The sequence below is a fragment of the Desulfuromonas versatilis genome (assembly GCF_019704135.1).
GTDB lineage: Bacteria > Desulfobacterota > Desulfuromonadia > Desulfuromonadales > NIT-T3 > Desulfuromonas_A > Desulfuromonas_A versatilis.
Window position 1 is genome coordinate 4440206 of sequence record NZ_AP024355.1, and the last position, 22552, is coordinate 4462757.

9 protein-coding genes are annotated in these 22552 nt (G+C 69.8%); all 9 read right to left on the reverse strand.

The genetic code is table 11. The features are described from left to right. Window positions 1-84: 84 nt before the first annotated feature. The 9 genes from DESUT3_RS19930 to pckA all read right to left on the reverse strand — a co-directional run bounded on the left by DESUT3_RS19930 (window position 85) and on the right by pckA (window position 22493). The gene (locus DESUT3_RS19930) at window positions 85-4326 is read right to left on the reverse strand and encodes a hypothetical protein (RefSeq protein WP_221250244.1); all 4242 of its coding nucleotides are present in this window, start codon (window positions 4324-4326) and stop codon (window positions 85-87) included. After that, a complete protein-coding gene (locus DESUT3_RS19935; RefSeq protein ID WP_221250245.1) occupies window positions 4310-10054 on the reverse strand; it encodes an OmpA family protein in 5745 nt (1914 codons plus the stop codon). The genes DESUT3_RS19930 and DESUT3_RS19935 overlap by 17 nt, the downstream gene beginning before the upstream one ends. Beyond that, window positions 10051-10941 carry a hypothetical protein gene (locus tag DESUT3_RS19940; RefSeq protein ID WP_221250246.1) on the reverse strand — a complete coding sequence of 297 codons (891 nt, stop codon included), beginning with the start codon at window positions 10939-10941 and terminating at the stop codon, window positions 10051-10053. Before DESUT3_RS19940 ends, DESUT3_RS19935 begins: the two co-directional genes overlap by 4 nt. After that, window positions 10934-13399 (reverse strand): hypothetical protein, encoded by a 2466-nt coding sequence (locus DESUT3_RS19945; protein WP_221250247.1) that lies wholly within the window; start codon window positions 13397-13399, stop codon window positions 10934-10936. Before DESUT3_RS19945 ends, DESUT3_RS19940 begins: the two co-directional genes overlap by 8 nt. Then, entirely contained in the window at window positions 13396-16629 is a 3234-nt protein-coding gene (locus DESUT3_RS19950; RefSeq protein WP_221250248.1) for a poly-gamma-glutamate biosynthesis protein PgsC/CapC, read from the reverse strand. Before DESUT3_RS19950 ends, DESUT3_RS19945 begins: the two co-directional genes overlap by 4 nt. A 25-nt stretch (window positions 16630-16654) precedes the next feature. Further along, window positions 16655-19306 (reverse strand): CHASE2 domain-containing protein, encoded by a 2652-nt coding sequence (locus DESUT3_RS19955; protein ID WP_221250249.1) that lies wholly within the window; start codon window positions 19304-19306, stop codon window positions 16655-16657. Between the two features lie 70 nt (window positions 19307-19376). Continuing rightward, window positions 19377-20147, reverse strand: a complete 771-nt coding sequence (locus DESUT3_RS19960; protein WP_221250250.1) for an NRDE family protein — start codon at window positions 20145-20147, stop codon at window positions 19377-19379. A 54-nt stretch (window positions 20148-20201) separates the two neighbouring features. Next, window positions 20202-20783, reverse strand: a complete 582-nt coding sequence (locus tag DESUT3_RS19965) for a class I SAM-dependent methyltransferase (RefSeq protein WP_221250251.1) — start codon at window positions 20781-20783, stop codon at window positions 20202-20204. A 135-nt stretch (window positions 20784-20918) separates the two neighbouring features. Continuing rightward, entirely contained in the window at window positions 20919-22493 is a 1575-nt protein-coding gene (pckA, locus tag DESUT3_RS19970; protein ID WP_221250252.1) for a phosphoenolpyruvate carboxykinase (ATP), read from the reverse strand. Window positions 22494-22552 lie beyond the last annotated feature (59 nt).

Sequence of the window (22552 nt, forward strand, 5' to 3'; positions counted from 1 at the left end):
CCCCTTGCAGGCGGGGTCTGTGGTTTTGAAAACATACATAAACGCTTGACGAATGTCCAGCGGGATCAAAGCCGCCCAGGGCTCTCAGGGGGTCGCCGAATCACCCCGCGAGGCCGGTTCCCCGGCAGGCAGGCCCAGCCCCAGCCTGGCCTTGAGCGAATGCACCTGCCCCAGCAGCCAGCCTCCCTTCTGACGCTGGTTAAGGGCCTGAAGCTCGATGGCGGCCCGGGCATGGCTGATGCGCTCCCGCCCCAAATCCCGATAGATGCGGTCGGCCTGGCGCCGGCGCCGCACCGCGTCGCCGGCATCGAGAAAGGCCTCCAGCGCCTCCACCCCCCGGATCAGCAGGCCGGTGGCGGCGGTAAAATGCAGGCGGCTGGTCAGCTCGTGCAGGCGGTCCTCCAAGCGGGCAGCGATCACTTCCAGCTCAGCCTGGAAAAGCTCGCGCTGGGCAACCGGGCTCGGCCGCACCCGGGCGATGGCCTCGCGCACCCGCTCGGCACAGAGCAGGTTGAAATCCTGAAAGGCGGCCAGCTGGCGCAGGCCCGACTCGGCCTTTGCGGCCTCCTGGCTCTGCAGCAGGGTGCAGGCCTGATGGCAGCGCTCCCAGGCCTGCCAGGCGTAGACAAAACCCAACCCGGTCCCCTTGATGTTCTGCAGCCCCATGATCCGCCCCAGCAGCCCCGGGGGGGTTGCCGCACAGATGCGCTGGATGATCTGGTCGCCCGAGGCGTGAGGATCCTCGATCACCACCAGCTTGGCCTCGAACCAGGCACTCAGCAGGGCTCGAGCCCCGGCGTCGAGGTCGGCCCGGTCGGCGCCCGGGTCCTCCAGGCGCCGCGCGAACTGGCGATACTGCTCGAGCCGCTGCTGATCTTCAACCAGCTGGCGGGCGACCTCCCCGGCCCCTTCACCGGCTCCTGCCTGCTGCAGCCAAAGTTTGGCCGCCGCGGCATCCGGCCAGAGTTCCGCCGGCGCTTCTGCGGTCATGCCGAGCCCCTCGAGCATAGCCCGCAGCCGGCCGCGCACCTGCGCGTCGTCGTGGGGCACGCGCAGCCAGCGGGCGGCCTGCCGGAAAATCTCCCCGGCGTCCGCCCCGCCTTCCTCCGGCCACAGGGTCCAGGCTGCGAGCCGCTCGCGCCAGGCCCGCCGGATGTAGCCGAGCAGGCCGCTCAGATTGGTGCCGATCAGCACATGCCGGTCGGCGCTCAGCTCGCTGGCCAGCAGCCCGGCGAATACCTGGGAGCGGGGAACCCGGTCCCCGCGGTTGTTGACCAGGGTGGTGACCCAGACCTCCGGGTCGGCATCGAGCGCGTGCCGGTCGAAACCGGTCCGCCGCCAGTTGGAGAGCGTCGCGAAGCGTTCGTTGGCCGACATGCCGTTGACAAACTCGAGGCGGCGCCCCTGCAGCCGCGCCGCGGGAAAGCTCTTCAGCACGCCGAGATCGGGCAAGACCCGGTCGGCCATCTCCTTGATGGCGAAATCCGCCGGGATCCCCAGCTCCGCGGCAAGCGACAGGACCAGCGCGATGTTGTGGGGGTGCTCCTGGTAGGGGAAGCGTTCCAGCACATCCGGGGTCAGCAGGCCGGCCTCCAGCCAGCCGACGCTGTGCACCCGGGTGCCGCGAAGCGCTGCGGCCTGGCGCAGCACCGGCAGCATCTGCTCCTCGCTGGTGCACAGCACCCCGTTCTCGGGGATGAAATCGCACATCACCTCGGGGATGTTGATGCCGGCCGGCCCCTGCAGGTCCTCATGATCGGGGTAGGTGTTGGTGATGGTGGAGAGGTCGTCGCGCATCCAGCGCCGCACGATGCGCACGTAGGCCGGGGTGAGGGCCATGCATTCGTAGAGAAACACCTCGGTCCCCAGGCGCCTGGCCAGGCGCACCACGTTGTGCTGCTCCCAGATGGTCGCCTTGTCGTAGGGCCTGAACAGGAACATCTCCCGCGCCGGGCCGAAGGGGAGCCCGTGCAGGAACATCGCCTCGCAGCCGGTGGTCTTGGCCACCACGGCGTGGCCCAGGGCATTGAACAGGGCCGCCTTGAGCCGCTCGGTCCCCGATTTGCCGCGAGTCCCCCAGCCGCCGATGACCAGCGGCAGTGCCCGGCGGGCACGGCGCAGGGCCCGCTCAAGCCACCACTGCCGGCCGAGGAACAGGGTCGTGCCGATGCCGGCGAACAGCACCAGGTCCGAGAGCGTGTTCTCGTAGAGCGAGAAGAAATAACTCTTCAGCCGCCCCCAGAGGCTTTCGTCGAAAAACGGCAGCAGGGCCGGAAAGAAGCGGCTCACCGCCGGATCGACCGGGCGGGGTGCGGCGGTTCCGCCGTGGGGCGCAAAGCTGAACCGGTAGCCGAGGCACCCCAGGGCCTTCAGGTAGGCGTCGGGGGGCTCGGCGCTCCCCGCCTGCCAATTGCGCAGCCGCGCGTAGCGCCGAAAATCCCGGGTCAGGGTGGCCCTGGCCCGCAGCCGCCGCAGGGGGGAGCGGGGCGGGTGGATCTCCGTCACCCCTTCGGCGGTAAACAGCCGTACCGGCCCGCCAAGCCACCCCTGGTCGAGGGCCGAAAGCACCTCGTCGACCAGCGGCAGATAGGGGCGCCAGCCCCCCTCTTCGCCGATGTACAGGGGTTCGCCGGGCACCTTGGTTTCGGCCAGCTCGGCCAGGATCGCCGAAGGGGCCCGCAGCCGGCCGCGGAAAATCCGGCCGACGGTATGGGGAAAGGATTCGCGCTTGTCCGAGGAGGGACGGGCCAGCTCGATGAGCGTCCGCCAGAGGCGGAAGCCGAAGCGGTGGCCGCGGGTCAGCTTCTGCCGCAGAGCGCCGGGCTCCAGATCGAGGCCGTAGTCCTCCTGGGCCAATAGGGCCAGAACCCGCCCGAGGGTTTCGGCATCGACGCCCTCCGTCAGGCGCCGGGGAAGGCCGCCCCGGCGCCCCGGCCGAAGACGCTGCAGGCGGCCCGCCAGCGCTTCCCGCAGCCGGCTGGCCGCCGGGTCGGCGAGGCACCAGATCGTTTCCAGCGCCTGGGCCGCCCAGCGCCGCGCCGGCAGGTACTGCGCCTGGACGTGCAGGGTCTGCAGGACCGGAACCAGCCGGTCACGCCAGGCGTCGGCCGCCATGTGCCGGTCGGCGGCGATGAGCCGTTCCATGGCCTGTGCCGCCACCCGGCAGGCGACCCGCAGCACAAAGGGATCCTGCTCGCGCTCCAGGGCCGCGGCCAGGGTTTGGCGTACCAGCTCCTCAAGGTCGAGCCGCTCGAGCAGCGTCAGGCCCGCCAGCAGCGCCGCCCCCCGCACCTGCGGAACTTCGTCGGCAAAGGCCAGCTGCGGCAGCCAGCGCTGCACCGCCTCGGCAGGCGCCTGGCGCAGCGCCGCCGGCAGCGCCTGGCGGACAAAGGGGCTGGGATCGCGGGCCGCCGTTTCAACCAGCGGCAGCAACTCCTCCAGCAAGGACAGGTTGCGGCCGAGCAGCTCCACGGCCCGGCGGCGCACGAACAGGTCGTTGCCGGCCAGCGGCCGGTTCAGGCGCTTTTCCAGCGCGCGGGCCAGGGCCCCCGGGTCGAGGCTTTGCAGCAGCTCCAGGGCCTCGGCCTGCAGCCAGACCTGCTGGCGCGCCTCCATGGCGAACCGGAAGATGTACTGCAGCACCCCCTCGGAAAGCGCCCCCTGCTGATCGGCCCTCGGCAGGGCCCGCAGGGCGCGGGAGAGGCAGCGGAACGCGGCGATGCAGACCCGCCCGTCCCCCTCGTGGGTGAGCAGCGGCTTGACGGTTTTCTCCAGCTCCAGCCGCCGCCAGAGGGCGGCAAATCCCGCGCTCTCCCCTTCCTTGGCCAGCAGCCGCGCGCTGACCGCGCCGATCCGGTCGAGCAGAAAGGCCAGCTGCCGCTCGCTCTCGGCGAGCCGGCGCTGGTAGCGGTCGGTCACCGCATCGGGGCCGAACCAGCGGTCGAGGGCGCGGCGGTCGCCGCGCAGCCGGCCGCCCCGCGAACCGAGATCCCGGGCATACTCCAGCACGTGATGGCCCCGTTCGGCCTCGGTGGCCGCAGCGCCGAGGCGCTTGACGAACTCCAGATGCCGGCGCTCCAGCTGCTGCCGGCGGTCCAGTTCCTGTTCGAGGCCCTGCAGGAGGTAGCGAACCAGCTGCCGGGCCAGGCTCTCCCCGGCGGGCGCCTCGGCCCCCGGCCGCCTCTGCCCGGCCTCGGCCCCCTGGGCAGGGCGGGCCGCAAAGCCCTCGGCCAACCGCTTCAGCCGGGCCGCCTCGACCCTCTGCCAGAGCTGCGTCAGGCCTTCTGCGAGCAGTTCGCCTACAGCTTGTTCAGTCGCCTTGCGCATCGTCGATCCTGTTGTTCTTCCAAGTGGCGGCCCGCCGCTCGCGCAGGCCGGAAAAGTCGACCTCGCCGGGCCAGAAATCCCGATAGCCGCGACCGTTGCCGCCATGCCAGAGCAGCGACAGCATCCCCAGGCTCTCGCTGCGGTCGAGATCCCGGGTCAGGCGCAGCCGGAGTTCCAGGCGATGCTGGCGGTAGAACCACCAGTCCCAGCCCAGCTCCAGAAACAGCTGGTCGCGGGTGAAGTTGGCCGCGCGGTCGCCGTCGTCGAAATACCAGCTGGCGGCGTAGCCCGCCTCCAGGTCGAAGTCCCCCAGCAGCTGCTGCCAACCCAGGCGGTAGCGCAGATGGTCGGGCCGCAGGGGGTTGAGGTCTTCGTTGGAGGTCAGGGTGAAGCCGGCATACCAGCGGGTATCGAGCCAGGGCTGATGCACCAGGGTTTCCCCCAGCCCCCAGCCCCAGCGGTGATCGGCCTTGTAGGGGGTGAAAACGTCCTGGTCAAGCCGCTCGCGGTCCCGCTCCCGGCCCGGGGAGCGGTCGCGGCTCAGGTAGCGGACGAACAGGAACAGCTCGGGCAGGTGGTGGGTTTTGGGGGTGATTTCCCGCCGCTGGCTGATAGCGCCGCGCAGGCCCAAGGCCCAGTCGGTCCGGCCGCCGCCGGTGGGATCGAGGGGAATGCCGCCGGGGCGCTGCAGAAAGGCGCTGCCGTCGAACCGCAGGGTGACCGGCAGCGCCTCGGGCCGGTGGACGATGCGCTCGCGCAGGCCGAGGGTCGGCCCCCCCTCCTCACGCAGCCGGGCGAGAAAATCGGTCTTGAACCAGGTTCGCCGCTGGGGCGCGTAATAGCGGTGGGTGGCGCCGAACTCGGCGAACTGCTCCGGGTTTCCGGAGAGATCCACGTCCTCCTGCACGTTGCGGCGGCGCACCAGGCTGAGGTAGCGGCTCCAGGTACCGTCCTCCTGACCTCCCAGCGGGTAGGCGTCGAAAAAATGCACCGTCGGCGGCTTCCCGGCAGCCTCGAGGCGCAGCAGGGGCCCGGGCAGGGGAACGGCGGTGACCAGAGGCGGCCGGCCCTCCTCGGAAGGTGCTTCCCCGGCGGACAGTCTCTGATGGATACGCAGCAGCCGTTCGCGCTCCCCGGCCCCGGGGACCAGAACCAGCTCCTGCCAGCCGGCATCAACGTAGCGATAGGAGACCAGCTGCTGGCCCTGCTGCAGTTCGTCGATACGCAGCCAGGCGGGCCCGGGCACCAGCAGCCTGAGCGGCTCGGCGGCGGTCGCCACCTGCCAGGGGCGCTCCAGCTGCTGGAGCAGGGGCCGGTAGTGCCCCGCCTGCTCTTCCAGAACCCGCACCCTCAGGTACTGGTTGGCCAGGGGGGCCTCGACGGCGACCCGCAGTCCATGGCGTCCGGCAGGAACCTGCAGGTCGAGTACCTCGGTCGGCTTGCCGGCATCCAGGGTCAGGCGGCGGGGAATCTGGTCATCGAGACCCACTTCGGCAACCAGGGGGGCCAGCGGGTGCAGCGCCGCCTCTTCGGCGGCCAGCTCCAGGCGCACCCGGCCCGGCTGCAGGTTGAGCATCCCCACCACCAGGCTGCTGCCGCCGTAGACCAGCTGCTCCCCCTCGTCAAGGGGGGCCAGCAACGCCCGGCGGACCCGCAGATGGGGGCTTTCCGGCTGCCAGCCGGCCAGGGGCAGGTAGCGCAGGCCGGCGCTGGCGCTGACGGTGGTCACCGGCTCCCAGCGACTGTCCCTGCCCAGGCGCGCCAGCAGGGAGGCGATCTCGGGGCTGCGGGGCGCCCCCTGCACCAGCGCCTCGGCCTTGGCCAGGGCCTCGCCGCGCCGCTGGGGGCTGCGCTCGGCAAGCCACAGCAGCAGGGTCAGGCGGCGCACCAGGGCCTGCTCCCCCTGCCCGCCTTCGCTCAGGGTCAATGCGTCATCGATACGCGCTTCGGCCAGAGCCCTGGCCGCCGCGGGCGGCTGCGCCGGGCGCTCTTGGCGCCGGGCCTGCAGGCGTTCGGACAGCAGCCGTGCCGCGGCGAACACCTGCTGCGGATCGGCCAGAGAGTCGGCCTGGGGCGGCCAGCCGGCTGCGGCGGCCAACAGCGTCGCCGGGGTCAGCGGCGGCAGCACCGGCAGCGGAATCTCCGGGCGCCGGGCGAAGAAGCGCACCAGCACCGGCCCTTCCTCGCTGGCCACCTCCACCTCGTGGACGCCGGGGCCGAAGGCGAACTCCCCCTCGGCCAGAACGCCGGCGGCCTGATCCGGCTCCCCGGCGACGGCCAACCCCGGTGAGGGGAGATTGTTGCTGATCGGCAGCAGCTGCAGGCCTTCGGCATCGCGCAGGCGCAGCCAGCCGTCGAAGGGGATCGTGCCCCCTGCCGGGTGCAGCGGGCGGGCCTCGATGCGCAGCCGCAGCGGACCGGCCAGACGCAGCCGCACCGGTTGCCCCGGAGCGCTGCGATAGGCGCGGAAATAGCGGTCGGTATCGATGGCATAGAGGGTCGCCGCGCCGGGATAGTCGGCCACCAGCCCCCCGGCCTCGCGCCAGGTGAAGGGCCCGGGCTGCTGCTCCTGCCAGAGTTCCCAGTCGAGCAGCGCCGCTTCGCGCACCACGGGGTCCGCCGAGCGCAGCCGGCCGTGGATGGCCAGGCCGTCCAGCAGCCGCCGCTCGAGCTCCCGGCCGGGGGCGCCGGCCTGCCGCAGATGCCCGCGGGCGGCGGCATACTCGCCCATCTCCAATTCGCGCAGGGCCTGCCAGTAGTGTCGCTGATCTTCCGACAGCTCTCCGAGCAGCTGTTCGAAGGAGCGCCACCAGGAGAGCTGGAAGCAGGCCCGCAGCAGGGTCGACGACACCTGCTCCCCGCCGGCGGCCAGCCCGGCGGCCAGCCCGGCGGCCAGGGCCAGGGGGTACTCGCCCGCATCGGCCAGGGTCGCGGCCAGCTCGCCAAGCCGCCCGGGCTCGGGCGCCGTGACGATGGCGTGGGCCAGCAGCGCCTGCAGACCGGCGCTATCCCCATTGCGCCGGTACTCCCTCTCGAGGCGGGCGAAGGCCTCCTGGCGCAGCTGCGGGTCGCCGTCATGCAGCAGCAGGGCGCGCAGCCGGCGCTCGGCGAGATACCCCTCGCCCAGCGCACCAAGGGCTTCGACCTGCTGCAGATGGGCCTCGCGGCGCTCGGCCGCGGCCGTAGCGGGCAGCCCCTGCACCAGTCGGCTCCACTGCTCCAGGGCGGGCAGCCACTGCCCTGACCTTTCGGCCGCCTGGGCTTCGAGGCGCAGCTGCTGCCGCTGCGCTTCGTCAAGCGGCACCGCCGCGCCGGCCGCAGGCGGAGAGAGTCCGGCGGCAAAGCCGCGGGCCCGCCCCTGCAGCCAGCGCACCAGGGGCAGCAGATGATTGTCGAGTTCGGCCCCGGCAGGGGGAAGCGCTTCCCAGGCGGCGCCCCCCTGGAGCAGGCGGCCGAGGCGCTGCAGCAGAGGCTCGGGGTGGGTGCGCCGGAGCATTTCCAGAAACCCTGCTTCGGCGAGTTGGTAGGGCTTGGCGGCCCGGTACTGGAGAGCCAGAAACACCTCGTCCGCTTCCGCCTCCTCGCGCCAGACGCGCACCCGGGAGCTGCCGGCGGCCAGCGGCAGCTGCCAGCTTGCCGCCGCCGGCCGGGGAGCCGGCTCGCGGCGCACCGCAAAGGGTCCGCCGAGGGTGCCGGCATCGATCCCCGCATGCCGCACCGCCAGCACTTCGAGGGCCGTTTCGGCGGTCGAGCGGTGAAACTCGGTTTCGGGGAGTCCGGTCCGGGTATCCAGCTCGAACCGTATCGGCGGCTGGTCATCCAGCTGCAGCCAGAAGGCGCTGCGGGCAGGCTCCCCCCGGCGGAAGGCGAGCAGCCGCAGAGCGCCCGCCGCCTCGCGGGGCGGCAGCAGATAGAGCTGCGCCGGATCGGCCTGCGGCACCGGGGCGGGCGCGGCGACTTCGAAATCGATCTCGACCCGCCGGTTCAACTGCATCCCCTCAGCGCTGTCGTTGCCCGCCCGCGGTTCGCTCTCGCCCTTGCCGGCAATCCGCAGGCGGCTCGGGCTGAGCCCCTGCCGCGTCAGGAACAGGGCGACGCTGGCGGCGCGGCGTTCGGAAAGGTCCTGGTTGTAGGCCTCGGGGGCGCGACTGTCGGTGTGCCCGGTGACGCGGATTTCGCCCCGGGTGCGGTTTTTGAGATAGTTCGCCAGCTCGGTCAGCGCCTCGCGGACCTCGGGGCGCAGCTCGGCGCGGTCGGTGTCGAACAGCAGATCGCCGGGCAGCGCGATTTCCAGCCGGTTCTCCGGGGTGCGCTGCAGAGTGGCCCTCTCGGCGGCGCCGCGCCGGGGCACCGGCACGAAGAAGCCGCCCACCAGCTGGTCGAGTCCGGCCTCCAGGTGCTGCTCGCCGAGCACCCCCTCGCCGCGGCGCTCTCCGGGGTCGCGCAGGGAGCGCACCACCACCCAGGCGAACTGCTGCGATCCGCCCTGGCTGCGGCTGGCCGGGAGCAGGTCGCGGAAAAAGCTGTGGCTGCCCAGCAGGCGGTCGGCGGCGGTCCCCAGCTCCGGATGGTCAGGGCGCCGGGGCGCGGCCCGCTCCAGCAGCCCGGCGCCGCTCAGGCCGCCTTCGCGGCGACGGTTGTCCCGCGCCGTGCGCAGGGCCAGCCGCTCCAGCAAATCGCCGCGCTGGGGCGACGCCTGTTCGAGGCCGCGGATATCGCCGTCCGCCAGCTGGGTCCAGGCCCGGCGCAGCGGCTCGGGCAGGGGTTCGGCGCGCACTTCGGCCGCGCCGGGCGCCGGGGCGTTGAGGGCCGGCAGCAGGTAGTCGGGGGCGTCCTGCTCGAGCAGCCGCAGGTAGAGCGGGGCGGTGGCATCGAGGCGCAGGGTCCGGCGCCCGGCGGGGATCTCGAAATAGCCGACTTCGCGCCGGCCGAGGGTCGCCTGGCGGCCGTCGAGCCAGAGCGGCTCGCTGGTCTCGGCGGTGGCGGCGACCTCCAGCACCTGGGTCGAGCCGTCATCGAAGCGGGCGCTCAGCCGGTAGCCGAGGCGCTGTTCGCTTTCGCCCCGGGGATAGGCGAGGCGGTGCTCCACCGCCAGGCGCGCCGGCCCCTGCAGCTCAACCTCCAGGGGCTTTTCCGGAGCCAGCCACCAGAAATCCATCGCTGCAGCCTGGTGCCTGGTGCGCAGTCGGGCCGGCTCCCCCGGCAGGGAGCGCAGGCGACGGTAGGGGGCGATTTCGCCCAGCGGTTCACGCCGCGAAACGAACAGCGCCACCTCGAGCGCCTCGCGGCTGGCCGCGGGCCGCGCCAGGCGCACCACCGCCGGCCCCCCCGGATCGGGGGTGAGCAGCAGCGAGCGCCCATCGGTCGAACCCTGCAGCGCCTGGGCGGCAAACAGCCCCGAGCCGTTGGAGACAAAGGCCTCGAGATCTGTCGGGGCCAGTTCCCCGACGGGCCGCACCACGCGCAGCTGCTCCCCTTCGGGCAGCCGTACCCGGACCTCGGCGCCGGGCTCCAGGGTCACCAGGTGCCAACCGCTGGCCTTTGCGTAGGCCGGCGAGGCCCCCTCGACCCAGAACTCGGCCCCTTCGACATTATCCCAGCGCAGGGGCAGGGCGAACTGCTCCAGCAGCCGCTCCTGCACCCGGTCGGGTGCGGCCGACACCACCCCGGGTGCGCAAAGCAGCAGGACAAGAACCAGCATCAAAGGTGTGATACGGCGGCCGTTCATGGTCCTCCCGTGCAGAAACAGGCCTGGAAATCGTTGCGGGCGGCGGGATTCGTGCCCAGGCGGCGGCGCAGCTGGAGCGCCAGTTCGGCGTGCACGAAGCCGGCAAACCCCGCCTCGCGCAGCACCGCCCCGATGCTGTTGCCGGTGCCGCCCAGTTCGCGGACCTCATCGGGAAACAGCCGCACCGGATCATCCAGCCTTTGGCCGAGGCAGGACCTGGCCGTACGCAGCCCGGGTCCAGGGTAGCGGTGGCCGGCGCTGAGGATCAGCGCCGCCTGCCCGGCGGCCTCGGTCCGGCGGTTCTCGGCGGCAAAGCCGTGCAGCTGCACCAGCCGGCCGTCCGGGTAGACCCTGGCAAAGGCCCTCGAAAAGGCGGCCAGTATGCTCTGCCGCTGGTGCGCCAGGTCGCTCTGCTGGCGCCCGGCGGCCAGGACCTGATCCCGGGGGACGGTGTTCCAGGCGGCCGCAGCCGCTTCGCCTTCAAGCATCAGGGCCAGGGCCAGATCTCCGGTGTCGAGATCCCGGAAACTGTGCGGCGCCTGCCAGGCGAGGCGGCAGGCCGCAGCGGGCCGCAGCAGATAAAAACCGCGCCCGCTCTTGCGCCCTGGCAGCTCCCTGAGTGCCAGCAGCCGCTGCCCCGGCCGGTCCAGGGCCAGCATTTCGAACCCCTCCTCGGCCCAGGCGGCAACCAGGGCGGGCCCCGACTCCCCGCCCAGCGTCCTTTCGAAAAGGAGCTGCGCGCGCTCCACGGCCGAACGCTCGGGAAGCCGGTAGGCTCCGCCGCGGCGGGCCTCGGCCAGCAGTTCCGCCGGCTCGCTGGCCGCCGCCGCCGCGGCGGCCAGCAGCAGAAGCGCCAGCAGAAAAATCCCGCTCCGCCGCCTAATCATCGCCGGCCTCCCTCACCCAGTCCCGTTCCCGCAGCAGGGCACGCTCGGCATGGTCTCCCGGGGTCAGGCGCGACAGCAGCAGGTAGCCCGGGGCCCCGTCTTCGAGGGAGATCCTGACCCGCAGCGGCCCGGGGGGCAGGTCTCTGCCCAGCGGGATGAAAAAGGCCTGCCCCTGGTCGACCGACTCGCCGCCGGAGGCGAGGACCGGCACGGCCTCTCCGGACGGGGGGAGCAGATCGAAGCGCCGCAGGCCGAAAGTCCAGTCGGCCGTCGGGGTGGAAGCCCCCTTCCCGCGCCCTTCGAGGGTCACCCGCAGCCGGGTCCGGCCGACCTGGCCGGCCGGGGCAAAGAAACGCACCGAGAGGGTCTCTTCGGCCCCGCCCCGTTCGATGGTAAAGCTCAGCGGCTCGCGGCCGATGCGGTTGGCGAGACGGCGGCGGAAGGCCGCTCCGGCGCCGTCGGCGAAATTCACCAGGTAGCGGCCCGGCTCCGCGACCTCAAGCCGCAGCCGGTGCACCCCGGCGGCCACCGGTGCCAGCCGCAGCTCGCCTTCGCGACCCGCCAGAACCCCCTGCTGGTGCAGCAGGCCGTCGACGTAGAGAGCGAAGGGCAGCGGGCGGTCCGAGCTGCGCAGGAACAGCAGGGTCGGCTCCACAGTCGGCCGCCGGTAAGGCGAACGGAAACTCAGGCGGGTTTCCCGCCCGGCGTGCAGCGGCCGGAAGGTGGCAGGCAGGGCCGCGTCGCGCTGCAGGGACCCGGGCTCCGCCGGCACCAGCAGCCTGCGGGCCAGCCAGTCGCCCTCGGGGTGAAAATCCTCCCACAGGTAGCGGCCTTCCAGCAGTTCGGGACGCTCCTCGGGGGGCCGGTGCTGAACGGTGAGCAGCAGCGAGCGGCCGGCCCTCTCCAGTCCCTCGTGATCTTCGGGGCGCAGCCCGAACCAGGCGGGCTGGCGCTCCTCGCCCGCCGAGGGGGCGAAGTAATCCTCGGGGATTCGCAGCTCCCGGGCCAGCCCCGGCGGCCGGGTATAGGCGCTGACCAGCGCCGGAGCCGGCGCCTCGAAGCGAATCTCGGCCACCTCGGGCCCCAGCCGGAAATAGCTGCGCAGGGGTTCGGAAAGCGAACCGCCCTCGCCGAGACCAGCCGGGCTGTCGTAGAGAGAGGGGATCGGGGCCAGCGGGATATCGCCCCTGGTCAGGGTCTCGCCTTTGGCATCGAGCAGACGATAGCCGACCACCGGCGCCTGCTGAACGCTCCAAGGCTCCGCCAGCGGCAGGGCCAGGCGCAGGTCGACCCGGAAGGGGGTCGCGGCCGCGCGGTCATGACTGACGCGGTAAGCCACCGGCTGGCCGGAATCGACCAGGTAGCTGCGGTGGTAGAGCGGTTCGGGGGTCACCTCCCGCAGCAGATCCGGCTCCCGCAGAAAGGCGCGAACCGCCAGCGGCGACGGCGACTCCACCTCGAGCAGGCCGCCGCCCAGGTCGGCTTCGAAAACCCCGGGTTCTGCCGGCCAGGGGACAGCGAACTGACGACGTTGGTCGGGGCCGCGGCCGAACCAGCGCAGCCGGACCGGCCCTTCCCCTTTAGCCCCGGGCACCAGCGGCCGAAGCTGGAGCTGCAAATGTTTGGCATCCTCGGGCAAGGCGATGACCCCGCGGCGGCCGGTGTCGACCACCAGGCCCTGGGGGAGCACTACCTCCTCGAACTGCTCGCCCTCGGCCCCCTGCCGCAGGTAGATAAGCTGCGGATGGTAGTCCTGGCCGGCCACCCCGGCCGGCCCCAGGGGCCGCCAGCCCTGGCGCAGCAGGTTGAGCTTTTCCTCGGCCAGCAGAAGCTCCGGGGGATAGACGCTCCCCCTCGCCAGGGACTGCTTCTGCGCTTGGCTGAGCCGCTGCCAGAGAAAGCCGAGCTTGTGTTCGGCGGCCTGTTCCAGGGCATAGACCCGCAGACCGACGCCGGCCACTGCCGGATCGGCCGGCCCGGGGCGGACCCGCAGGGCGGCTGCCCCTTCGAGGCCCTGCAGCCCGATCAGGGCGATGCGCCCCTCGGCCGGGAGCAGGGCGCTGTCCGGGTAGTAGAGCGGCGCCGTCGGCTCCCCGGTCTGCGGATCGAGCAGGCGCACCAGCCGCGAACGCTGGTGGTAGGTATGTTCGGCCAGCACCCGGCCATCGGCGGCGAGCACCTGGTAGTCGAGGCTGTAGGCGACCCCTTCCAGACCAGCGCTCTCGCTGCCCGGGTCGAGTTCGGCGTTGCTGACCAGCCGCAGCAGCCCGCTGCCGCCCGGCAGGGAGAACTCGGTCCAATCCCGGGGTTCCAGGCGGTACAGGGTGCGCACCTGCGCGTCCGCCGCGGCTCTGGGCTGGGGAAGTCCGGCGGAGATTTTCAGCCAGAGAGCGCGGCCGCCCCACAGCGACAGCGCCATCAGGATCCCGAAAAGCAGCAGGCGCCCCAGCAATCTCATCGCCCACCTCCCGGCTCGAGCCAGGCGGCCCGGGTCTGGATGAAACTGGCGATGGTCGCCGCGGCCTCTTCGGGCTTGTCGAGGACAAAGCCGCGCTCCAGGTTCCGCGGAGCCAGGTTGGCCACCAGCAGGATTCGCCCGCCCGCGTCATGGACGAGCAGGAAGGCCTGCCGCGAGTTAAGCCCGATGACCCGCTCCAAGCGCAGTGACGGCCAGTCCCGCGCCACCCGCTGCAGACTGATGATGTCCTGGTTGGCAAGGTATGCGCCCAGTAAACGGCGCAGTTCCGGCGGCACCCCGCCCCCTTCCGCCCAGCGACTTTGCTGCAGCAGCCGCGGCAGGTCGGCCTCGCGGGTGGGAATCCCCAGAGCGGAGAACTGACCGGCCTGCCAGCGATTTTCGTCCTGCTGACGATAACCGGCCCGGGCCAGCGGTGAGAGCCAGAGCAGAGCGAACTCCTTGTTGCGCGCCATCGCCAGCTGCAGATACTGCAGATTGCCGCCCACCTCGTAGCCGGCCGTCGCGGCCGAACCATCGACCAGGGCGACATCGAGCTCTTCCAGGCGCAGGTTCTCCCAGAGTTTTCGTTCCAGCGGGGCCAGCAAATCAGCCTGGCTGGCGCCGCTGGCCGGAGCCAGCAGGACATCGGCCGGGAGCTGCGGCTGCCCGGGGCGGAAGCCGAAGGCCCTGACCTGTACCGCCAGCAGGGGCTGATCTGCGCTGATCCGCAGCAGCGCCTGGTTGAACAGGCTGAACAGGCTCTGCTTGTTGCGCTCCTGCACCAGGTCGGAACTGCCGTCAAAATTGGCGCGGGGATGGGTGCCGCCGACCAGCAGGGCGCGGGCCTGCAGTTCTTCGAACAGCGAGACAGCGTACTCGAAGCTGTTCAGCTCGTAGAGCGGCCGGGGATTCTGCACCGCAAACCCCTGCGCCGGTCCAAGGCGCAGCACATAGGTCCCCCAGAAGCGCTGGGGCGCGGCGGCCTCGTCCTCGGCCAGGATCAGGTAGTCCTGGCCGGTGCCGAGGTGGTGATACTGGACCAGCTGGTAGCCCATGGCCGCCGCCGCGTCGGCCAGACTGCGGAGCTCTTCCCGGTCCGCTTCGCTCCAGGCCTTGAAATCCCGGCCCGAGACTGCCAGGCGCAGCAGAGGGGCGAGCACCTCCTCGTCGAGATAAAGCAGCTCTTCGGGACGCGGCGGCAGGTAAGCGTCGCTGCCGCGCGGGGCGATTTTCTCCTTGCCCCCCAGCAGCCAGTCCTGAAGGTAGCCGTCAATGCGCTGATGCTGCTCGGTGACACGCAGATCCCGCTCGGGCACGGCGGCAGCGAAGCGCAGCCTGCGCATCCCCTTGCGGTCGATCAGCAGTTCGGCGAAACCGGTCCGCGAAACCAGACGCTGCGGATTGACCAGGGGCGGTTCGCCCCAATGGATGCCGTAACCGCCGACCAGCCTCTCGAGCCGCGCCAGGTCAAGCCCCGGGGGGAGCTCCGACTTGACCCAGAGGCCGGTCTGCGGCTCGGGAGGCTCCACCACATCGTCGCCGGCGCGCACCCCGCTGAGGGCGCGGATGCTGGCCGCCGTGTAGCCCCTGACCTGCAGAGCGTTCTCTCGCCCAACCTGACGGTGAAAGGCCTGGAACAGGCCTTGGCTGGCCGCCAGGGCGTCGGCCCCCGAGGCCGCAGGGCGACTCGGGCCAGCCACGGCCAGCGCCCGGGCATTCAGGGCCGCAAACAGGCCCGCGGCCCCCTCCAGCGATCCCCACTCGGCAAGGGGCGCGGGCACCTCGATGGTGAGGGCTCCGGGAGCCGCCAGGTTGAGGACGTAGACCCCCCAGCCCCGGCGGGGTTCGGTTTCGCGCAGCAGCAGACGCCCCTCGATCTCCTGGATCTGGTAATTGGCCCCGGCCAACAGGCGCCGCGCCTCATCCAGCTGCGCAGGATCCCTCCCCTGCCCGTAGGCCAGCAGGCGATCGACTCCGGCGGAAAACAGGTCGATCTCCCGGGGCAGAGGCGCCACCGGCGGCTGGCTGCGAGCCTGGTAGAGTGCCACTTTTTCGCCCTTCAGCACCTCGCTCAGACGCTCGTTTTCGAGCTTTACCAGCGGCGGCGCCGCCACCGAGACGCTGCTCGCCCGGGGCCCCCAGAAAGCCGGCAGCAGGGTCAGGCAAAACCCCGCCAGGCTGGCCGCCGCCACCGCCACCAGGGAGGTCTGCAGGGTCGCGCGGGTCAGCCTCAGGACAATCTCCTTGTCGTGCATCCGCACCGCCATCAGCGTCGGCAGCAGGTAACCGAAGCCGTAATAGTCCGTCACCTTCACCTCGGGCGCCAGCCACAGCAGCAGGTAGCCAAGGGCCATCTTGTAAACGAAGCCGATGTTGAAAAACAGCCTCAGTTTGCGCGCCCCTTCCACCGAAGCCCGGCGGTACAGGGGGGTGCGCAGCACCAGGGCCGCCAGCACCAGGATGACCGCCGCCTCGGCGAAGGAGGTGAGGATCTTGAGCGGTTGGTACCACTGCAGGGCGAGCAGCGAGGGGATCAGGATCCCGTTGAAATCCCACCCGTAATAGAGGTTCATGCGCGAGGCGATGAAGGCGGCGGTCAGCAGGATGATGTAGGACTTGGGGCTGGCCAGGATGGAAAAGGCCACATCCTCGTAGAGGTAGCCCAGGGTGCTGATGGTGAAATTGGTCCACTCCATCAGCCCGAAGCGGACCAGCACGTAGGTCAGGCCGAGAATCGTCGCGAAGGGGAGCAGGCCGCGGCGCAGGCCGGGCTTCCAGAACTGGTTGGCGATCAGGGCGACGATGATCAGGCCGAAACTGTGCAGGTGGTAGCGGTAGTCGAACTGCAGGCCGAAGTGCCGGTTGAGGGCCTCGCCCAGCATCGGCAGCAGCACCAGGTCGCAAAGGATGCGCACCAGGATGCTGAACAGGATCAGGGCAAAAAACCGGTCGCGGCCGAAAAAGGGGCTCCACCAGCCGCGCCGGGAAAGGACCTCGCTGACCAGCCAGACCATCAGGTAGGTCACCAGGCCCTCACCGAGCACCACCGCAGCCGCCCAGGGCTTGAGGATCAGCAGCGGCACCAGGTAGCCCGGGACGACCAGCCCGGAGAGCACCCAGCCGAGCCGGAGGTTGAAGAAGGTCACCACCAGAACCCCGAGCCAGACCGTGGTCACAACCGAGCTGGCGAGGCTGCCGATGGGGAATATGTTCAAAGGGAAAATGTCCAAATCCGGCTATCCCGTATCCGACAGATCAGATAAAACCCTGCAGGCGCAGGTCCACCCTGGTCCCCACGCCCACCTCGCTGCTGCCCTCCACCTGCCCGCCCCAGAGCCTCACCAGGCGGACCGCGCGGCGCAGCCGCTGGAACTCCTTGCCGCTCAGCGTTTCATCGCCGAACAGGCAGGCCCGGAAACGCTCCGCGGGCAGGCCGAACCCGGTGTTGACCAAGCTCAGCCGCTGGTAGTGCCCTTCGACGGCAAAACGGATGCGCAGCTCGCTGTTTTCGACGGCATCCCCGATCAGAAAGCCGAGGATTCCGTTCAGCACCTCCGCAAACTCCTCGGCGGGAACAAAGATGGGCAGCAGCGGGTCCGGCAGGTCGAAGCTGAAGCCGATGTTCCTGCGCTCGGCCGTCTCCCCCAGCCGCTTGGCAGCTTCTTGCAGGGCCCGGCGGACATCGACGGGAGAGTGGCGGACAATTTCCACATCCTCGCTGGTCTGGAGAACCTGCTGAACCTGCAGCAGGGAGGAACCGGCTTCCGTCACCGACAGGCGCAGAGCCTGCAGGGATCCTTCGCGCTCGGCCTGGTCCGTGGATTTTTCCAGCCTCCCCAGAGCTTCTTCGACCCCCAGCAGCTGCTCACCGAGGCGGTCGTGGACCCCCTTGATGAGCCCTTTTTTCACCTGCCAGATATTCGCCAGGTCGGTGACATCCACCAGCTCGGAAAGAATCCCCTGCAGGCTGAACGGGAAATTCTCTTCTCCCCCGGGCGATTCTTGGATTTTCAGTGGTCGGATTTTCAGCAGGAAGCGGCGCTGGGGGTGACCGGGCAGCTCGGCGGGCAGGGTCGCTTCACCGCTTTCCAGAATGATCCGCTCCAAAACCCGGCGGGTGCTCGCCGGATCCTGGCCGGTTACCGCGACGGTAAAATCGAGGGCGGTCATTTCAAAGGGAGCGAGGCCGGCGGCTTCCATCAGTTCGGTCATCTCCCGGTTGACCTGCAGAACCCTCCCGAACAGATCGTAGAGGATCGTCGCCGTTTCCAGCCCCCGGAACAGATCCTCGAGCCGGTTCAGACGCCGCTCCAGCAGGGTGATGCCCTTTTTCAGTTCCAGGTAGGCCCGGTCGCCCCCCTCGAGCCTCAGGTAGCGGGAGAACAGGCTCTTTTCGGCCTTGCTGCGTTCCAGCCACTGCTGGCGGTGGTAGAGCAGTTCGCCGATCTGCTCGCCGAAGGCTTGAACCGCCTCGTCAAACAGGGGCAGAGCGCTCTTCTTGGCCGGCTCCACCCCAAAGGCCCAGAACCCCTGGACCTCGCCGGCGAAGGTCAGGGCCACCAGGTACTGCTCCTCGGCCACCGAGCCGGGGGCGAGAAAATCCCTCGGCAGCAGCAGGGGGCTCCCCTTGTCGATGGCGGAACTGTAAGGGTGCCGCTGGAAATCCCGGCGCTGTTCCCGGATGTCCTCCAGCGAACAGTGGATCGCCCGCACCTCCCGTACCCGGTGGTTGCCGGCGACCCGCTCGAGAAAGATCAGGCGGTTCAGGTCGAGGATCTGGTTGACCATGACCGCAACCTGGGACCAGTAGTCCTGGGACTGCAAGATGTTCGAAGGGAACACCCGCTGCTGCAGGGTCAGCGAAGTGCCGTAAAGGGCGTCGCGCAGGGCCGCGGTTTCCAGCTCGGACTTGCGGGTGAACAGCAGCAGGAACATCAGCCCCTGGATGGTGGCCGCCTCGGCCAGCGGCGGCCAGTACCGGGCGTAGCCGAGCAGCCCCCAGGCCAGGGCGCAGTAGGCGGCCAGGGCGGCCGCGGTGAACAGGGCGGCGAAGCGCACCCTGACGCCCTGGTAGACGAACAGGGCCAGCAGGGCGATGACCGCGATCCAGATCAGGCGGCCAGCCGCTCCGGTGGTGGCGATCGGTCCGGCGCCCAGCAGCGACTCCACCGCCAGCCCCTGGAAATGCAGCAGCGAAACGGTTTCAGCCGCGGGCTTGCCCGGGATGTGCAGAAACGGCCCGGTCGCCGGATCGGTCAAGCCGATCAGCACCACCCGGCCGCGCACCAGATCCGCGACCAGCCCCCCTTGCAGGGCCCGCTCCAGAGAGACCCGCGGCAGCCTTTCCCCGCCGCCGTTGCAGTTGACCAGGAAGGGTTCGGCGGCCGGCCGGCCGGCCGCCAGGGCAACCAAGGACGGAACCTGTTCGGCGCCGACCCGATAGGCGCCCGGCTGCAGCCGGTGGACCCCGTGTCGGGAAGGAGGCTGGGCCACCAGGCCTACTTGCAGATTTCGCCCCTGTGCCGCTTCGGGCAACGGGGCCGGCTCCGCGGCCCCGCCGGCAGGCAGGGGCCGACCGAAGAGCAGCCCGGGCTTCGCCTCAAGACGCTGATAAAACTGCTCGGTGACCTTATCCGGGAAAAAGCTGAAGGCGATGCGGCTCGCCCCGAGCCCCTCGAGGTTCTCCACCAGGGCCAGCCAGGCCCCCTCTTCCAGTTGCTGGGAGGGGTGCCCCTCGATGAGCAGCACCCCCGGCCGGCCTCCGGCAGAGGGGGCCAGCCGCACCAGCTGGTCGTAGAGCAGCCCGTCGGGAAGGCGCAGCAGGCCGGCCAGGCTGAGCAGCCAGGTACCGGCAACGGCTGCGATCAGGGCGGCCAGGCCGAAAAGACGCGAGGCATTGACACCCATGGTTTTCCCTCCAGAAAAAATGGCATCCCGTCCGCAGCCAGGCTCGCCGCTGCGCACAGGATCAAAGAATTCAGCGGCCGGGAGCTAATACGAAACGACGCTCGCTCTGCCGCTCGCCCCCCGGTCCGAAGGTGCTTTCGGCAAAAGTCAGGGTCCGGTCCCGGGCCAGCAGCAGCACGGTGGAAGAGCGGGTTCCGTAATCCGGGCTGACGATGAACCGTGAGGCCAGCACCCGCTCCCAGTCAAGGCCGACGCCGGTATCGGGCAGCTGGTGATCGGGGGGGAGGGAGCGGTCGGAGAGCACCTTCTGCAGGGGCTCCACCCGGGCCGGGGCCGCCGCCTCCAGGACCCTTTCCAGGGCGGCCTTGCCGCTGGCGACCTTGGGCCACGGGGTGTCGAGCAGGTGGTTGCTCAACCCGTAGCAGCCGGCTTCAAGCTTGCGGAGCTGCCCCTGGCGGTTGGAGTAATACCAGAGATCCGCCCCGTCTCCCGCCAGCAGGTTGAAGCCCTTGTAACGATCGGCCTCGGCGGCCACCTTTTCGAGATAGGCCCGGGGGGATTGGCTGCCGAGCAGGAACTCGCTGGTCAGCAGGCCCCGCGAGCGCCGCTTCTCACCCCATTCGGCAGGGTCACGGTAGTTGGTCACCGCAGCCAGGCGCCCGGTCCGGGAGATCCCCAGCCAGGTCCCGCCTTCGACCAGGTCCCGACCAGCCAGCAGATCCGGTCTTTCTTCCCAGAAGCCGGCCGGCGCGGTGGCTCGCCGGTAAAATTCATCGCGGTTGGCGGCCAGCACCAGCGGGTAGTCGGGGTGGCCGTTGAGGGCGAACAGTATCAGGCACATAAGGATACCAGGAGTCAGGCGTCAGGCGTCAGGCGTCAGGAGTCAGGAGCAAATCTAACTCCGCTCTCCGCGGGGGCGGCGGGCGACGATGCCGGCCAGACTCCCCCCCTTGCTCGAGGGCTCGAGCCCCTCTTCGTGCAGCAGGATCTCCCAGCCCGCAAAGAGTTGCAGCAGCTCCCCCGGCTCCAGGACATAATCAGGGTTGCCGGGGCCGCCCGGGAAGGGCCCGGCCTTGCTGAAGGTGCGCACCACCGCCACTCCGCCGGGGCGCAGGGCCTGGCGGATGGCCGGGAAAAGGCCGCGCTGCAGATAGAAAAAATCCAGCACCACAGCATAGCGGGCACTGCCGAGTCGGGGTTCGGCCTCCAGGTCGACCTGGCGCACCCGGATGGGCAGGGAGCGCCGGGCGGCCTCTTCGCGAAGCCGCTCCAGGCCGGTTGCGGAGAGATCCAGCGCCGTCACCTGGTAGCCGCGCTCGGCCAGCAGCAGCGCATTGCGTCCCTGGCCACAGGCCAAATCGAGCACGGCCCCCCGGGGCAGCAGGGGCAAGACCCGCAGCAGCCAGGGATCGGGGGCCAGGGGGCGGTCTGCGGCCTCCCGCCATTTTTCGTTCCAATCCTGCGGCGTTTTTCTCATCCTGATAATTCTGGCAATTTCGGCTGGAATATCAAGCCCTATCGGGACAACTCCGGTTATTTTCCAGCAACGACAAGGGGCGCCCCTGGAGGCGCCCCTTGTCGTTGCTGCGGAAAAGATGCTGACGGATGCCGCCTACATCCGCGGCCCGGCCTGGGTGAAGTCAAAGTCGTCACCGTCCTTGACGTACTTCTTGAAGTTCTCGATGAACATCCCGGCCAGTTTGTTGGCGGTGTTGTCGAAGGCCTGCTTGTCGGCCCAGGCGTTGCGGGGGTTGAGCAGGGCGCTGTCGACGCCTTCCAGGCTTTTGGGGATATTGAGGCGGAACCAGCGGGTCTGCTCGAACTCACTCTTCTCGATGCTGCCGTCGAGGATGGCGTTGACGCAGGCGCGGGTCGCCTTGATGCTCATGCGCTTGCCGACCCCGTAGCCGCCGCCGGCCCAACCGGTGTTGACCAGGTAGGCGTTGACTCCGTGCTTTTCCATCTTCTCGCCGAGCAGCTTGGCGTAGGCGGTGGGATGCAGGGGGAGGAAGGCCTCGCCGAAGCAGGCCGAAAAGGTGGCCTGGGGCTCGGTCACGCCGCGCTCGGTGCCGGCCACTTTGGCGGTGTAGCCCGAGAGGAAGTAGTACATGGCCTGCTCCTTGGTCAGCTTGGAGACCGGGGGGAGCACGCCGAAGGCGTCGCAGGTGAGGAAGATGATGTTCTTCGGATGGTCCGCCTTGAGGCTCGCCTCGTGGTTATCGATGTGCTCGATGGGATAGGAGACCCGGGTGTTCTCGGTCTTGGCGCGGCTGTCGAAGTCGATGACGCCGTCGTCGTCGGCGACCACGTTCTCGAGCAGGGCGTTGCGGCGGATTGCCGCGTAGATCTCCGGCTCGCTCTCGGCGCTGAGGTTGATGCACTTGGCGTAGCAACCGCCCTCGAAGTTGAAGATGCCGTCGTCGTCCCAGCCGTGCTCGTCGTCGCCGATCAGCTTGCGGGCGGCGTCGGTGGACAGGGTGGTCTTGCCGGTGCCCGAGAGGCCGAAGAACAGGCAGACATCGCCGTCCTGGCCGACGTTGGCGCTGCAGTGCATGGAGAGGATCCCCTGCAGCGGCAGCCAGTAGTTCATCATGGTGAAGATGCCCTTCTTCATCTCGCCGCCGTACCAGGTACCGCCGATGATGGCCACGTTCTTCTCGATGTTGAAGACGACAAAGACCTCGGAGTTGAGCCCGTGCTTCTCCCAGTTGTTGTTGGTCAGGTTGCTGGCGTTGTAGACGGTAAACTGGGGAGCGAAGCCGCTGATATCCTCACCGTTGGGGCGGATGAACATGTTCTTGACGAAGTGGGACTGCCAGGCGAACTCGGTGACGAAGCGCACCGACTTGCGGGTCTTTTCGTTGGAGCCGCAGAAACCGTCGGTGACGTAGAGATCCTTGCCGGCGAGGTAGTCGAGGACCTCGGCATGCAGTTCGTCGAACACCTCGGGAGCCATGGCCACGTTGACCTTGCCCCAGGCGATGTTATCGAAAGAAGGCTTCTGGTGGACGAAGTACTTGTCCTTGGGAGAGCGGCCGGTGAACTTGCCGGTGTCGACCATCATGGTGCCGTTGGCTGAAACTTTGCCTTCACGGTTGGCGGATTCGTGCTCGAAGAGCTGGCTGTAGTCGAGATTATGGAAAATTTTCCCGACGCTGGTTAACCCCAGGTCCTTGGCCTCAATCATCACGTTACCCCTTTTTCTACTTGGTAGTCTGGTCTCCCCCAAGGGGGGGTGCCTTAAGC

What these genes read in the sequence shown, in the direction of transcription:
- DESUT3_RS19930 (WP_221250244.1), bottom strand. Translation starts at nt 4,326, where the DNA reads ATGCGCAAGGCGACTGAACAAGCTGTAGGCGAACTGCTCGCAGAAGGC.
- DESUT3_RS19935 (WP_221250245.1), bottom strand. Translation starts at nt 10,054, where the DNA reads ATGAACGGCCGCCGTATCACACCTTTGATGCTGGTTCTTGTCCTGCTG.
- DESUT3_RS19940 (WP_221250246.1), bottom strand. Translation starts at nt 10,941, where the DNA reads ATGATTAGGCGGCGGAGCGGGATTTTTCTGCTGGCGCTTCTGCTGCTG.
- DESUT3_RS19945 (WP_221250247.1), bottom strand. Translation starts at nt 13,399, where the DNA reads ATGAGATTGCTGGGGCGCCTGCTGCTTTTCGGGATCCTGATGGCGCTG.
- DESUT3_RS19955 (WP_221250249.1), bottom strand. Translation starts at nt 19,306, where the DNA reads ATGGGTGTCAATGCCTCGCGTCTTTTCGGCCTGGCCGCCCTGATCGCA.
- DESUT3_RS19960 (WP_221250250.1), bottom strand. Translation starts at nt 20,147, where the DNA reads ATGTGCCTGATACTGTTCGCCCTCAACGGCCACCCCGACTACCCGCTG.
- DESUT3_RS19965 (WP_221250251.1), bottom strand. Translation starts at nt 20,783, where the DNA reads ATGAGAAAAACGCCGCAGGATTGGAACGAAAAATGGCGGGAGGCCGCA.
- pckA (WP_221250252.1), bottom strand. Translation starts at nt 22,493, where the DNA reads ATGATTGAGGCCAAGGACCTGGGGTTAACCAGCGTCGGGAAAATTTTC.